This is a genomic window from Pseudomonas aegrilactucae (genome assembly GCF_019168305.1).
GTDB classification, from domain to species: Bacteria; Pseudomonadota; Gammaproteobacteria; order Pseudomonadales; family Pseudomonadaceae; genus Aquipseudomonas; species Aquipseudomonas aegrilactucae.
In genome coordinates this window covers 1-15145 of sequence record NZ_JAHTBI010000016.1, presented here as the reverse complement: position 1 = coordinate 15145, position 15145 = coordinate 1, and the positions used below count along the sequence as shown (strand labels likewise).

The window sequence follows — 15145 nt, the reverse complement described above, 5'->3', positions numbered from 1 at the left end:
ATTGTCTTGCAAGAAAAGCAAAATGGCAGGACGAAGTCCCACCAAATTTAGGGGTACAAGAGTCTAAAGAGGATCTTGCCCCTCGTCAAGGCAAGGCCCCGACTTCCCCCCCCCCTCCCCTACGCAACAAGATATGTCACGAGAGTGGGGCGAGGGCCGCCAGGGCCCTACGCTCAGTTGCCGCTGGAGTTCAGCGCTTCAGTCAGTGCAGCTTCCACTTCACTGGCGCTAACACGCAACGGCTTGTCGGCATCACGGCGACGCTTGCGCTCGCTGTGGTATGCCAGACCGGTACCGGCCGGGATCAGACGACCCACGACCACGTTTTCTTTCAGGCCGCGCAGGTAGTCGCGCTTGCCGGTTACCGCCGCCTCGGTCAGTACACGGGTGGTTTCCTGGAAGGAAGCCGCCGAGATGAACGATTCGGTGGACAGCGAGGCCTTGGTGATACCCAGCAGTACACGAGTGAACTTGGAGACGAACTTGTCGTCTGCGCCGAGGCGCTCGTTCTCTACCAGTACGTGGGTCAGTTCCATCTGGTCGCCCTTGATGAAGCTGGAATCACCCGACTCGGCAATCTCGACCTTGCGCAGCATCTGACGCAGGATGGTTTCGATGTGCTTGTCGTTGATCTTCACGCCTTGCAGACGGTAGACGTCCTGGATCTCGTTGACGATGTACTTGGCCAGCGCGCTCACACCCAGCAGACGCAGGATATCGTGCGGATCGCTCGGGCCGTCGGAGATGACTTCGCCGCGGTTCACTTGTTCGCCTTCGAAGACGTTCAGGTGGCGCCACTTAGGAATCAGCTCTTCGTACGGATCGCTGCCATCGTTCGGGGTAATGACCAGACGGCGCTTGCCCTTGGTCTCTTTACCGAAGGCGATGGTACCGCTGACTTCCGCCAGAATCGAAGCCTCTTTCGGACGACGGGCTTCGAACAGGTCGGCAACACGCGGCAGACCACCGGTGATGTCACGGGTCTTGGACGTTTCTTGCGGGATACGCGCGATAACGTCACCGACACCGATCTGCGAACCGTCGGCCACACCGACCAGGGCGTTTGCCGGCAGGAAGTACTGAGCCGGTACGTCGGTACCTGGCAGCAGCAGATCCTTGCCATTGGCGTCGACCATCTTGATTGCAGGACGGATTTCCTTGCCTGCAGCCGGACGGTCTTTAGCGTCCAGCACCTCGATGTTGGTCAGGCCGGTCAATTCGTCGGTCTGACGCTTGATCGTGATGCCTTCTTCCATGCCCACGAAGGTCACGGTACCTTTCATTTCGGTAACGATCGGGTGGGTGTGCGGGTCCCACTTGGCGACGATGGCGCCAGCGTCGACCTTGTCGCCTTCCTTCACCGAAATCACGGCGCCGTAAGGCAGCTTGTAACGCTCACGCTCACGACCGAATTCGTCGGCAATCGCCAACTCACCGGAGCGCGACACGGCAACCAGGTTACCGTCGGCACGCTCAACCTGCTTGAGGTTGTGCAGACGTACCATACCGCCGTTCTTCACCTGGACGCTGTCGGCAGCCGAGGTCCGGCTTGCAGCACCACCGATGTGGAACGTACGCATGGTCAGCTGGGTACCCGGCTCACCGATCGACTGTGCAGCGATAACGCCGACAGCTTCACCGATGTTCACCTGGTGACCGCGAGCCAGGTCGCGACCGTAGCACTTGGCGCAGATGCCGTAGCGGGTTTCGCAGCTGATCGGCGAACGCACGATCACTTCGTCGATGCTGTTCAGCTCGATGAACTCGACCCACTTCTCGTCGACCAGGGTACCGGCCGGCACGATGACGTCGTCGGTGCCTGGCTTGAACACGTCACGGGCGATTACACGGCCCAGTACGCGCTCACCCAGCGGCTCGACCACGTCGCCGCCTTCGATGTGCGGAGTCATCAACAGACCCTGCTCGGTACCGCAATCGATCTCGGTAACCACCAGGTCCTGCGCCACGTCTACCAGACGACGGGTCAGGTAACCGGAGTTGGCGGTTTTCAACGCGGTATCGGCAAGACCCTTACGCGCACCGTGAGTCGAGATGAAGTACTGAAGTACGCTCAGGCCTTCACGGAAGTTCGCGGTGATCGGCGTCTCGATGATCGAGCCGTCCGGCTTGGCCATCAGGCCACGCATACCGGCCAACTGACGGATCTGAGCGGCCGAACCCCGGGCACCGGAGTCAGCCATCATGTACATCGAGTTGAAGGATTCTTGCTCGACTTCGTCGCCATTGCGGTCGATGACCTTCTCTTTCGAGAGGTTGGCCATCATCGCCTTGGACACTTCGTCGTTCGCCTTGGACCACAAGTCGATGACCTTGTTGTACTTCTCGCCCTGGGTTACCAGGCCGGAGGCGTACTGGCTCTCGATCTCTTTCACTTCATCGGTTGCAGAACCGATGATGCGGGCTTTCTCATCCGGGATAACGAAGTCGTTAACACCGATGGAAACGCCGGAGATGGTCGAGTAAGCGAAACCGGTGTACATCAGCTGGTCAGCGAAGATAACGGTCTCTTTCAGACCGACCACGCGATAGCACTGGTTGATCAGCTTGGAGATCGCCTTCTTCTTCATCGGCTGGTTGACCACGTCGTACGACAGACCTGGTGGTACAACCTGGAACAGCAGCGCACGGCCGACGGTGGTGTCGACGATACGGGTGTTCTTGACGCTGCCGCCATCACGATCGTTGACGGTTTCGTTGATACGAACCTTGATCTTGGCGTGCAGGGCAGCCTCGCCGGCGCGGAATACGCGGTCGACTTCCTGCAGGTCAGCGAAGATACGGCCTTCGCCCTTGGCGTTGATGGCTTCACGGGTCATGTAGTACAGACCCAGTACAACGTCCTGCGACGGAACGATGATTGGCTCACCGTTGGCTGGCGACAGGATGTTGTTGGTCGACATCATCAGCGCGCGCGCTTCGAGCTGGGCTTCCAGCGTCAGCGGCACGTGCACGGCCATCTGGTCACCGTCGAAGTCGGCGTTGTACGCAGCACACACCAGCGGGTGCAGCTGGATAGCCTTGCCTTCGATCAGTACCGGCTCAAACGCCTGGATACCCAGACGGTGAAGGGTCGGTGCACGGTTGAGCAGTACGGGGTGTTCGCGAATCACTTCGGCGAGAACGTCCCACACCTCTGGCAGCTCGCGCTCGACCATCTTCTTGGCGGCCTTGATGGTGGTCGCCAGACCACGCATTTCCAGCTTGCCGAAAATGAACGGTTTGAACAGCTCGAGGGCCATCTTCTTCGGCAGACCGCACTGGTGCAGACGCAGGGTCGGACCTACGGTAATTACCGAACGGCCGGAGTAGTCAACGCGCTTACCGAGCAAGTTCTGACGGAAACGACCTTGCTTACCCTTGATCATGTCGGCCAGGGATTTCAGAGGACGCTTGTTCGAGCCAGTGATGGCGCGGCCACGACGGCCGTTGTCGAGCAGTGCGTCGACCGCTTCCTGCAGCATGCGCTTTTCGTTGCGCACGATGATGTCCGGCGCGGACAGGTCGAGCAGGCGCTTCAGACGGTTGTTACGGTTGATCACCCGACGATACAGGTCGTTCAGGTCGGAGGTCGCGAAACGACCGCCATCCAGCGGAACCAATGGACGCAGGTCTGGCGGCAGTACCGGCAGAACGGTCAGGACCATCCACTCAGGCAGGTTGCCCGAGCCCTGGAAGGCTTCCATCAGTTTCAGACGCTTGGACAGCTTCTTGATCTTGGTTTCCGAGTTGGTCTGCGGAATCTCTTCACGCAGGCGACCGATCTCGTGCTCCAGGTCGATAGCGTGCAGCAGCTCGCGGACAGCCTCGGCACCCATGCGGGCGTCGAAGTCATCGCCGAACTCTTCCAGCGCTTCGAAGTACTGCTCGTCGTTCAGCAGCTGACCTTTTTCGAGGGTGGTCATGCCTGGGTCGATAACGACATAGCTCTCGAAGTAGAGAACGCGTTCGATATCACGCAGGGTCATGTCCATCAGCAGGCCGATACGCGACGGCAGCGATTTCAGGAACCAGATGTGGGCAACCGGAGAGGCCAGTTCGATGTGCGCCATGCGCTCACGACGAACTTTTGCCAGGGCGACTTCAACGCCGCACTTCTCGCAGATCACGCCACGGTGCTTCAGGCGCTTGTACTTGCCGCACAGGCACTCGTAGTCCTTGACTGGGCCAAAGATCTTGGCGCAGAACAGGCCGTCACGCTCAGGCTTGAACGTACGGTAGTTGATGGTTTCCGGCTTTTTTACTTCACCGAACGACCACGAACGGATCATCTCAGGCGAGGCCAATCCGATACGGATGGCGTCGAACTCTTCGACTTGACCCTGGTTTTTCAGCAAATTCAGTAGGTCTTTCAAGGCCTTTCCTCCTGGCGGAGCAGGGAGCGGGCTTTTCAGCCACGCTCCCGATTCGCGTCACGTGTTATTCGGTTTCCAGATCGATATCGATACCGAGCGAACGAATCTCTTTGATCAACACGTTGAAGGACTCGGGCATGCCCGGCTCCATACGGTGATCGCCGTCCACGATGTTCTTGTACATCTTGGTCCGACCGTTCACATCGTCCGACTTCACTGTGAGCATTTCTTGCAGGGTGTATGCCGCGCCGTATGCTTCCAGCGCCCACACTTCCATCTCCCCGAAACGCTGACCACCGAACTGCGCCTTACCACCCAGCGGCTGCTGGGTAACCAGGCTGTAAGAACCAGTGGAACGCGCGTGCATCTTGTCGTCCACCAAGTGGTTCAGCTTGAGCATGTACATGTAACCAACGGTCACTGGACGCTCGAACTTGTTGCCGGTACGGCCGTCGAACAGCTGCATCTGACCGCTTTCTGGCATGTCTGCCAGTTTCAGCATGGCCTTGATTTCGCTTTCCTTGGCACCGTCGAAGACTGGAGTGGCCATTGGCACACCGCCTTTGAGGTTCTTCGCCAGGTCCAGGATCTCCTGGTCGGTGAAGTCTTCAAGGCTTTCCTGACGACCACCGATCTCGTTGTAGATCTCGGTGAGGAACTTGCGCAGCTCGATGACCTTGCGCTGCTCTTCGAGCATGCGGTTGATCTTCTCGCCCAGACCCTTGGCCGCCAGGCCCAGGTGGGTTTCGAGGATCTGACCGACGTTCATACGCGAAGGTACGCCCAACGGGTTCAGTACCACGTCCACCGGCGTACCGTTGGCGTCGTGCGGCATGTCTTCGACCGGCATGATCACGGAGACCACACCCTTGTTACCGTGACGACCGGCCATCTTGTCGCCCGGCTGGATGCGACGACGGATTGCCAGGTAGACCTTGACGATCTTCAGTACGCCCGGTGCCAGGTCATCGCCCTGCTGCAGCTTGCGCTTCTTGTCTTCGAACTTGTCGTCGAGCAGACGGCGACGATCAACGATGTAGGCCTGGGCCTTCTCGAGTTGCTCGTTCAGCGCGTCTTCGGCCATGCGCAGTTTGAACCACTGGCCGTGCTCCAGACCGTCCAGGACTTCGTTGGAGATGACCGAACCTTTCTTGAGGCCAGCACCACCTTCGACGACCTGACCGTTCAGGGCGCTACGCAGACGTTCGAAGGTCGCGCCTTCAACGATGCGGAACTCTTCGTTCAGGTCCTTGCGGATCTCGTCCAGCTGCATCTTCTCGATGGACAGCGCACGGCTGTCGCGCTCGACGCCATCACGGGTGAAGACCTGTACGTCGATGACGGTACCCTTGGTGCCGGTAGGCACACGCAGGGAGGTGTCTTTGACGTCGCTGGCCTTCTCACCGAAGATCGCACGCAGCAGTTTTTCTTCTGGCGTCAGCTGGGTTTCGCCTTTTGGCGTGACCTTGCCGACCAGAATGTCGCCAGCGCCGACTTCAGCGCCTACGTAGACGATACCGGCTTCGTCCAGCTTGTTCAGCGCAGCTTCACCGACGTTCGGAATGTCCGCGGTGATCTCTTCCGGGCCAAGCTTGGTGTCACGGGCCACACAGGTCAGTTCCTGGATGTGGATCGTGGTGAAGCGGTCTTCCTGAACCACACGCTCGGACAGGCAGATGGAGTCTTCGAAGTTGAAGCCGTTCCATGCCATGAACGCGATGCGCATGTTCTGACCCAGAGCCAGCTCACCCATATCGGTGGACGGGCCGTCGGCCATGATGTCGCTGCGCTGAACCACGTCACCCTTGCTCACCAGCGGACGCTGGTTGATGCAGGTGTTCTGGTTCGAACGGGTGTACTTGGTCAGGTTGTAGATGTCGACACCAGCTTCGCCGGTTTCAACTTCATCATCAGCAACACGAACCACGATACGGCTGGCATCGACCGAGTCGATGACGCCGCCACGACGTGCCACGACGCAAACGCCGGAGTCACGCGCAACGTTGCGCTCCATGCCGGTACCTACCAGCGGCTTGTCGGCACGCAGGGTCGGTACAGCCTGACGCTGCATGTTCGAACCCATCAACGCACGGTTGGCGTCGTCGTGCTCGAGGAACGGAATCAGCGACGCGGCAACCGAAACTACCTGCTTCGGCGAAACGTCCATCAAGGTGACGTCTTCTGGCGCCTTGACGGTGAATTCGTTCAGGTGACGGACCGCTACCAGTTCGTCGATCAGGTGCTTCTTCTCGTCCATCGTGGCCGAAGCCTGGGCGATGACGTGATCAGCTTCTTCGATCGCCGACAGGAACACGATGTCGTCGGTAACCACACCCTCTTTCACCACGCGGTACGGGCTTTCGAGGAAGCCGTACTGGTTGGTGCGGGCATAGGCTGCCAGGGAGTTGATCAGACCGATGTTCGGACCTTCAGGGGTCTCGATCGGGCACACACGGCCGTAGTGGGTCGGGTGTACGTCACGGACTTCGAAGCCTGCGCGCTCACGGGTCAGACCGCCAGGGCCGAGTGCAGAGACACGACGCTTGTGGGTGATCTCGGAGAGCGGGTTGTTCTGGTCCATGAACTGGGACAGCTGGCTCGAACCGAAGAACTCTTTCACCGCCGCCGCAACCGGCTTGGCGTTGATCAGGTCCTGCGGCATCAGGCCTTCGCTTTCAGCCATCGACAGACGCTCTTTGACCGCGCGCTCTACACGCACCAGGCCAACGCGGAACTGGTTCTCGGCCATCTCGCCGACACAACGCACGCGACGGTTACCCAGGTGGTCGATGTCGTCGACGATGCCTTTGCCGTTACGGATGTCGACCAGGGTCTTGAGGACCTCGACGATGTCTTCCTTGCTCAGTACGCCCGAACCTTCGATCTCGGTACGACCGATACGACGGTTGAACTTCATGCGACCAACGGCCGACAGGTCGTAACGCTCGGCGCTGAAGAACAGGTTGTTGAACAGGGTCTCTGCGGCATCCTTGGTTGGCGGCTCGCCAGGACGCATCATGCGATAGATCTCGACCAGCGCTTCCAGTTGGTTGCTGGTGGAGTCGATCTTCAGGGTGTCCGAAATGAACGGACCGCAATCGATGTCGTTGGTGTACAGGGTCTCGATGCGAACGACCTGGGCCTTGGCGATCTTCACCAGTGCTTCGGTGGTCAGCTCGGTGTTGCATTCGGCCAGGATCTCGCCGGTCGCCGGGTGCACGATCGCCTTGGCGGTGGTGCGGCCCAGGACGTACTCCATCGGCACGTCCAGCGACTTGACGCCGGATTTTTCCAGCTGGTTGATGTGGCGAGCGGTAATACGACGACCCTGCTCGACAATCACCTTGCCGGTTTCATCATGGATATCCATGACCGCGATTTCACCGCGCAGGCGCTGAGGCACCAGTTCCAGGCTGAGCGTTTCGCCCTGCACGTGGAATACGTTGGTGGTGTAGAACGCGTTCAGCACTTCTTCGGTGGTGTAGCCCAGCGCGCGCAGCAGTACCGAGGCTGGCAGCTTGCGACGACGGTCGATACGGACGAATACACAGTCTTTCGGATCGAATTCGAAGTCCAGCCACGAGCCGCGGTAAGGAATGATCCGCGCCGAGTACAGCAGCTTGCCCGAGCTGTGCGTCTTGCCACGGTCGTGGTCGAAGAACACACCTGGCGAACGGTGCAGCTGGGAAACGATAACACGCTCGGTACCATTGATTACGAAGGTACCGTTTTCAGTCATCAGGGGGATTTCACCCATGTAGACTTCTTGCTCTTTGATGTCCTTGATCGCTTTGTTCGACGATTCTTTGTCGAAAATGATCAGGCGGACTTTTACCCGCAGCGGTACCGCGTAGGTCACGCCGCGCAATACGCATTCTTTGACATCAAAGGCCGGTTCGCCCAGACGATAGCCAACGTACTCCAGGGCAGCATTGCCGGAGTAGCTGATGATCGGGAAAACCGATTTGAAGGCCGCATGCAGGCCCACGTCGCGGAACTGATCTTTAGTCGCTCCCGCTTGCAAGAATTCACGATACGAATCCAGCTGGATGGCCAGGAGGTAAGGCACATCCATGACGTCCGGCAACTTGCTAAAGTCCTTGCGGATACGTTTTTTCTCAGTGTATGAGTAAGCCATCAGCGTTCCCCAGCTTGGTCACCTGCTTGTTTGGCTTCTCCCGACGGGAGCAGCCAGAAAATCGTGCAAACCCCATGGTTTGCGCCACCGTCATCGGTGGTTACCGCTCGTCACCAGCGCCGACCTGATCGGCTGCCAATAACGGAAAAAGGCCGGTGGCAAGAGCCACCAGCCATCAGCCTTTCGCTTATCGCTCGGGCTGGAGACGCACAGTCGAAAGTTACTTAACTTCGACTTCAGCGCCTGCTTCGGTCAGGGTCGCTGCAGCTTTTTCAGCTGCGTCTTTAGCGACGCCTTCCAGGATCACCTGAGGAGCGGTATCAACCTTCTCCTTGGCTTCTTTCAGGCCCAGACCGGTCAGTTCACGAACAGCCTTGATCACGTTTACTTTCTTCTCGCCAGCGGCTTTCAGAACAACGTTGAACTCGGTTTGTTCTTCAACAACGGCAGCGGCAGCAGCTGGGCCAGCAGCGGCAACAGCAGCGGTAACGCCGAAGGTTTCTTCCATTGCTTTGATCAGCTCAACAACTTCCAGAACGGTTTTCTGGCCGATTGCTTCGATGATTTGCTCGTTAGTCAGAGACATGACTTAAATCCTGTATTGGGGTGACAGCCTACGCAGCCATCAAATTAAACGTATGATTTTGAAAGGGCGTGCGGTGCCTTAGGCAGCAGCAGCTTCTTTCTGGTCGCGAACGGCTGCCAGGGTACGAGCCAGCTTGCTGGTCGCGCCTTGGATCACGCTCATCAGCTTCGCAATAGCCTCGTCGCGGGTCGGCAGGGAAGCCAACACGTCGATCTGGTTTGCGGCAAGGAACTTGCCGTCGAACGCAGCTGCCTTGATCTCGAACTCTTTCTGACCTTTGGCGAATTCAGCGAACAGACGAGCAGCAGCGCCCGGGTGTTCGTTGGAGAACGCGATCAGAGTAGGGCCGGTGAACACGTCGTTGAGGACACTGAATTCAGTGTCAGCAACAGCGCGCTTGAGCAGGGTGTTACGTACAACACGTACGTAAACGCCAGCTTCACGAGCCTCTTTACGGAGTCCGGTCATTGCGCCTACAGTCACGCCACGGGCATCAGCCACGACAGCAGACAGAGCGACTTTGGCAGCCTCGTTGACTTCAGCGACGATGGCCTTCTTGTCTTCGAGTTTAATTGCCACGGGTAAAACTCCTGCTTGTTACCGTTTCATCCAGCCGAGGCCGAATGTCGTTTTGGTGTCTGGCTCAATGAAGAACCAGGGGCACCATCTGCGTAGGCTTGTGGTTTAAGGCTTGCGCCGCCTACGGTCTTGGATAGCCCCCGCCAGGCAGGGACCCCAATTTTTGCCGACAGGCGCAATTGCTTGCGCCCATCACAGTCTTACGCGTTCAGGGAACCTTGATCGATTACCAGACCTGGGCCCATGGTGGTGCTCAGGGTAACGCGCTTGACGTAGATACCTTTCGAGGAAGCTGGCTTGATACGCTTCAGATCAGCGATCAGGGCTTCAACGTTTTCCTTCAGCTTGCCGGCTTCGAAACCGATTTTGCCAACGGAGGTGTGGATGATGCCGTTTTTGTCGGTGCGATAACGAACCTGACCAGCCTTGGCGTTTTTAACCGCGGTGGCTACGTCTGGAGTCACGGTACCGACTTTAGGGTTAGGCATCAGGCCGCGAGGACCCAGAACCTGACCCAGTTGACCTACAACACGCATTGCGTCCGGGGAAGCAATGACGACGTCATAGTTCAGGTCGCCGCCTTTCATTTCGGCAGCCAGATCGTCCATGCCTACGCGGTCAGCGCCGGCAGCCAGAGCGGCTTCGGCAGCTGGGCCCTGGGTGAACACGGCAACACGTACGGTCTTGCCAGTGCCGTGTGGCAGCACGGTAGCGCTACGAACGACCTGGTCCGATTTACGTGGGTCAACGCCCAGGTTAACGGCTACGTCGAAGGATTCGCTGAACTTCACGGTGGACAGTTCGGCCAGCAGCACTGCTGCTTCTTCGAAGTTGTAGACTTTGCCCGCTTCGATTTTCGAAGCGATAGCCTTTTGGCGCTTGGTCAGCTTAGCCATTACACACCCTCCACGTTGAGGCCCATGCTGCGAGCGGAACCGGCGATGGTACGCACGGCCGCATCCAGGTCAGCAGCGGTCAGATCAGCAGTTTTGGTTTTTGCGATCTCTTCCAGCTGAGCACGGGTCACAGTACCGACTTTAACGGTGTTCGGACGCGCAGAACCGCTGGTCAGGCCAGCTGCTTTCTTCAGCAGAACCGAAGCTGGGGTGCTTTTGGTTTCGAAGGTGAAGCTACGGTCACTGTAGACAGTGATGATCACAGGAGTCGGCAGGCCGGCTTCTTGACCCTGAGTACGGGCGTTGAAGGCCTTGCAGAATTCCATGATGTTCACGCCGTGCTGACCCAGTGCTGGGCCGACGGGTGGACTTGGGTTGGCCTGGCCGGCCTTTACTTGCAGCTTGATGTAAGCCTGAATCTTCTTAGCCATGAGCTACTCCAATATCGGGTACAAGCGCCATGAGGCTCCCCGGATTACTTGCGTTTTATCCCAGTGACGACAAAACCCCGCAGCACATAGGGCTGCGGGGTATGGGATGCGTCGTTCCGCTAGACCTTTTCGACCTGGCTGAACTCAAGCTCCACCGGGGTAGAGCGACCGAAAATGAGCACCGCCACCTGGAGCCGGCTCTTCTCGTAGTTAACTTCTTCGACAGTACCGTTGAAATCTGCGAACGGACCATCGACAACACGAACCACTTCACCCGGCTCGAACAGCGTCTTGGGCTTCGGCTTGTCGCTGCCATCGGCAACGCGGCGCAGAATGGCCTCGGCTTCCTTGTCGGTGATGGGTGCAGGCTTGTCTGCAGTACCACCGATAAAGCCCATGACCCGAGGAGTATCCTTGACCAAGTGCCAAGTCCCTTCGTTCATGTCCATCTGAACCAGCACGTAACCCGGGAAGAATTTACGTTCGCTTTTGCGCTTCTGGCCATTGCGCATCTCCACCACTTCTTCAGTGGGGACCAGAATCTCGCCGAAGCCATCTTCCATGCCAGCCAGCTTTACGCGCTCGACCAGCGAGCGCATCACATGCTTCTCGTAACCGGAGTAAGCATGCACAACATACCAACGCTTAGCCACAGGACACCCTTAGCCAACAATCAAGGAAATCAACCAGCCGAGCAGGGAATCAAGACCCCACAACAGCAGCGCCATGACCAGGACAACAGCCACCACAATCAGGGTGGTCTGCATGGTCTCTTGGCGGGTTGGCCATACGACTTTACGAATCTCGGTGCGAGCTTCCTTTGCCAGCGCAAAGAACGACTTGCCCTTGCCGGTTTGCAGCGCAACGAATGCAGCTACAGCAGCGAGAGCGAGGAGTGCAATAACGCGATACAGAATCGGCGAAGCGGAGTAATATTGATTTCCGACAACACCTACCACCACCAAAGCGACAACAGCCAGCCACTTGAGCAGATCAAAACGAGAGTCTTGGGCGTCAGACTTGGAGGTCATCTAGGAGGATCCTGTGAAAAGAAAGCCAGACACACAAGGTGGATCTGGCAGGTCAGGAGGGAATCGAACCCCCAACCTACGGTTTTGGAGACCGTCGCTCTGCCAATTGAGCTACTGACCTAAAAGCTTATCAGGCCGACCATTATGCCGAGCCGATTGAGATATATCAACTACTTATTCGACAGCCATCGAACGCTTCACCTGCACCGATGGAACGACAACCTATACGAGCAAAACGCAGGCCGCCTTCAGTCGCAATGATCGCAATACAAGCCGACCATTAAAACAAAGGCAGATATTTTCATATCTGCCTTGTCAAATGGAGCTCTTGAGCGGATTTGAACCGCTGACCTCACCCTTACCAAGGGTGTGCTCTACCAACTGAGCTACAAGAGCGTAACACGGTGCAAAAACAGCAAACCTGGAGCGGGTAGCGGGAATCGAACCCGCATCATCAGCTTGGAAGGCTGAGGTTCTACCACTAAACTATACCCGCGGAGCTTGCGGCTCTCGCTAAAACTGGTGGAGGGAGAAGGATTCGAACCTTCGAAGTCGTAGACGTCAGATTTACAGTCTGATCCCTTTGGCCGCTCGGGAACCCCTCCAATGTGGCCGGCATTTTCTACTCTTGCCGTCCTGCTGTCAAGCTTTTTCTCATTAAAATCTTGAGGTTAGCTAATTTGACAACTGCTTCACTGCTGCACCACCTAGTGGTCTTCGCTGTGGAGCGGGCGCCATTCTATGCAAACTATTCGATAGTTGCAACGCCTTCGCACAACATTATTTTATCTTTTAAGTCTTTGAAATCATGGGAAAGTCCTGACAGCAGCGCCTGGTCCAGCAAACGCCGGCTCTGCGGCGAAACCTGCAACCACCAACCCGGGCTATCCGCGAGCTTGCCAACGACCTTGCGCGCCCGAATATCCAGACTGATCAGGCGCTGGCGCAGGCTGTCGAGCATCTCAGGGCTGGCAAGCCCCCCTACATAGAGACACTCCGCACCCTGCTCGGCAGCCGCAGAACGCGATTCGCTCAGCAGGCGAATGCCCTGCTGGCTCCCCTTGTAGAGTGACAACGACGTCACTTCCTTCGCTCGCAGCGGCGCCTCCTGCTGATGCCAGACGTAATAGACGACGTTGAGGACCAGCAACAATAGAAACAACCAGCGCATAAACACCTCAATCCAGCGGACAGGCCATCGCCAGGCCAACGAACACCAGGTCAGGAACGATTCGAGCCTGGGGCACCACCTTATGCACCAAGCCGGCATCCCCCCCCCGTAACGAACACGGTAAAGTCTTCACCCCACAGCGCTCGCGCCTGCTCAAGTTGCGTCAGCACGAAGCCATGCAACATCAGCGTACACCCTCTTTCGACAGCCTCGACTGTAGAGCGACCTGGCACAAGGCTCGACAAGGCTCGCTCTGCCGACACGTCATCGTAGCGAATACGCCGCGTGTGCGTGCGCAACTGGTTGCGCATCAGCGGCATCCCGGGGCAAATGAACCCGCCCAGGTGCTCACCTGCAGCACACACAAAGTCGGCCGTCACGGCAGTGCCCAGGTCGATGACCACACAGGCCCGCCTGGCCAGGTGATAGCCGCCCAGCAACGCCAGCCAGCGATCCAGGCCAAGGCGCTCGTAATCCTCATAGCCATTGGTCACACCAGCCAACGCCCTGGCCGGACGCGCGCGCACTATCGTCAAGCCGAAGGCGTCGATCAACTCATGACTGAGCGACGTCGTTTCGTCTTCGGTGCGCACACTGACCAGCCGGCAGCGGGCAGGCGTCGCCCCCGGGAGCGCACGCACGGCGTCAATCAATGCCGCTACGGCGTCGACGACGCCGCCGCCCACGATGGAGGCATCCTGACTGCGGATAACCCGCCATTTGATAAAGCTGTTACCGCAATCGAGCTCAAGAATCATCGCGCAACCTCAAACTGAGCTCACCACCACTAAAGATCTTCTCAACACCTTCGACCTCAAGACGCAGCGCACCCTGACGATCAATACCCAGCACAACACCCTCGACAGCATTGGCACCTGCAATCAATGAAACTGAACGCCCTTGCCACAGATGCCCTTGCTCCCACTCGGCCTGCAACGCCGTGAAGCCCGACTCGCGATGGCGCTCCAGATAGGCGTACAAGTTGTCATTCAACAGGGCTACCAGCCGGTTTCGATCCACCTGCTGTCCCGTTTCGAGCCTGATCGAGGTCCAGGCCTGGCTCACTTCATTGTTGACCATCATGTTAACGTTGACGCCGATACCGAGCACCACATGGCAGACATCGGCCGGATCACCGACCAACTCCAACAGAATGCCGGCGATCTTGCGATCATTCACCAACACGTCATTCGGCCATTTGAGGCCAGCGGCCGCCACACCTACGCCACGCAGGGTCTGCATGACCGCAAGCCCGACGACCAGACTCAGCCCTTCGAGTTGGCGCATGCCCCCCTCGATACGCAGCACCAGGCTGTAGTAGAGATTCTCTGCGAAAGGGCTGGACCAGTTCCGCCCACGACGACCACGGCCGGCTGACTGCCGCTCGGCCAATACCAGGAAGGGCGCTTGCTGACCCTCACTGATGGCCCGCAGCGCTTGCGCATTGGTGGAGTCGATTTCGTCATGGATCATTGCCGGCCAGCAGCGCGTCCCAGCGCCCTGCGCGATCGCCTCGGCATCCAGCAGCGACAATGGCGCAGCCAGGCGGTAACCGCGGCCTCGCACCTTGTGCACAGGCAGATTCAATTCAGCTTCTAGGTGCTGCAACTGTTTCCACACAGCACTGCGACTGACGCCCAGGGCAGCCCCTAGAGCCTCGCCAGAATGGAATCGACCATCCTTGAGGAGCTTCAACAACTTCAGCATGCCAATCTCGACTCACAATGAGGCAGGCATGATAGCTATGCGCCGAGGGCTTGCATACCTGCGTGGGGATTCGTGCAGCTATGGGTAGGGGCAAACGCACTGTAGCGGTTGTGACGTTAGTCAGCATGGCTGACGCCTACAAGACTGCGCCGCGTTTGAGGCACTGCAGGCGCCGGCCTGGCCAGCCAAAGGCCCAGCCAGGCAGTACCAATTAACACCCTGCAAAGACAAAA

Annotated in this window: 10 protein-coding genes, 4 tRNA genes and 1 pseudogene; all 15 read right to left on the bottom strand. The window is 58.1% G+C overall.

Annotation, left to right across the window (positions count from 1 at the left end; genetic code table 11):
* Nucleotides 1-173: 173 nt before the first annotated feature.
* A complete protein-coding gene (rpoC, locus tag KUO17_RS06010) occupies nucleotides 174-4373 on the bottom strand; it encodes a DNA-directed RNA polymerase subunit beta' (protein WP_217974278.1) in 4200 nt (1399 codons plus the stop codon).
* A 64-nt stretch (nucleotides 4374-4437) separates the two neighbouring features.
* A complete protein-coding gene (gene rpoB, locus KUO17_RS06005) occupies nucleotides 4438-8511 on the bottom strand; it encodes a DNA-directed RNA polymerase subunit beta (protein WP_217974276.1) in 4074 nt (1357 codons plus the stop codon).
* Between the two features lie 220 nt (nucleotides 8512-8731).
* Entirely contained in the window at nucleotides 8732-9097 is a 366-nt protein-coding gene (gene rplL, locus KUO17_RS06000) for a 50S ribosomal protein L7/L12 (RefSeq protein WP_217974274.1), read from the bottom strand.
* 78 nt (nucleotides 9098-9175) lie between these two features.
* Nucleotides 9176-9676, bottom strand: coding sequence for a 50S ribosomal protein L10 (gene rplJ / locus KUO17_RS05995; RefSeq protein WP_217974272.1), 501 nt, complete (start codon nucleotides 9674-9676; stop codon nucleotides 9176-9178).
* Between the two features lie 200 nt (nucleotides 9677-9876).
* Complete coding sequence (gene rplA, locus KUO17_RS05990; RefSeq protein WP_217974271.1) at nucleotides 9877-10572, bottom strand: 50S ribosomal protein L1; 696 nt, start codon at nucleotides 10570-10572, stop codon at nucleotides 9877-9879.
* Complete coding sequence (gene rplK, locus KUO17_RS05985) at nucleotides 10572-11003, bottom strand: 50S ribosomal protein L11 (protein ID WP_163942111.1); 432 nt, start codon at nucleotides 11001-11003, stop codon at nucleotides 10572-10574. The genes rplA and rplK overlap by 1 nt, the downstream gene beginning before the upstream one ends.
* A gap of 119 nt (nucleotides 11004-11122) precedes the next feature.
* The gene (gene nusG, locus KUO17_RS05980) at nucleotides 11123-11656 is read right to left on the bottom strand and encodes a transcription termination/antitermination protein NusG (protein ID WP_163942114.1); all 534 of its coding nucleotides are present in this window, start codon (nucleotides 11654-11656) and stop codon (nucleotides 11123-11125) included.
* Nucleotides 11657-11665: 9 nt separating this feature from the next.
* Nucleotides 11666-12034: a preprotein translocase subunit SecE gene (secE, locus tag KUO17_RS05975; protein ID WP_217974269.1), complete on the bottom strand. Its 369-nt coding sequence runs from the start codon at nucleotides 12032-12034 to the stop codon at nucleotides 11666-11668.
* A 45-nt stretch (nucleotides 12035-12079) separates the two neighbouring features.
* Nucleotides 12080-12155, bottom strand: a tRNA-Trp gene (locus KUO17_RS05970).
* Nucleotides 12156-12354: 199 nt separating this feature from the next.
* Nucleotides 12355-12430, bottom strand: a tRNA-Thr gene (locus KUO17_RS05965).
* Between the two features lie 26 nt (nucleotides 12431-12456).
* Nucleotides 12457-12530 (bottom strand) — tRNA-Gly (locus tag KUO17_RS05960).
* Between the two features lie 24 nt (nucleotides 12531-12554).
* Nucleotides 12555-12639 (bottom strand) — tRNA-Tyr (locus tag KUO17_RS05955).
* Between the two features lie 143 nt (nucleotides 12640-12782).
* Nucleotides 12783-13205 carry a hypothetical protein gene (locus KUO17_RS05950; RefSeq protein WP_217974267.1) on the bottom strand — a complete coding sequence of 141 codons (423 nt, stop codon included), beginning with the start codon at nucleotides 13203-13205 and terminating at the stop codon, nucleotides 12783-12785.
* A gap of 7 nt (nucleotides 13206-13212) precedes the next feature.
* Nucleotides 13213-13963 (bottom strand): annotated as a pseudogene (locus KUO17_RS05945) (pantothenate kinase).
* Nucleotides 13953-14912 carry a bifunctional biotin--[acetyl-CoA-carboxylase] ligase/biotin operon repressor BirA gene (gene birA / locus KUO17_RS05940; protein ID WP_217974265.1) on the bottom strand — a complete coding sequence of 320 codons (960 nt, stop codon included), beginning with the start codon at nucleotides 14910-14912 and terminating at the stop codon, nucleotides 13953-13955. Before birA ends, KUO17_RS05945 begins: the two are co-directional and overlap by 11 nt.
* Nucleotides 14913-15145 lie beyond the last annotated feature (233 nt).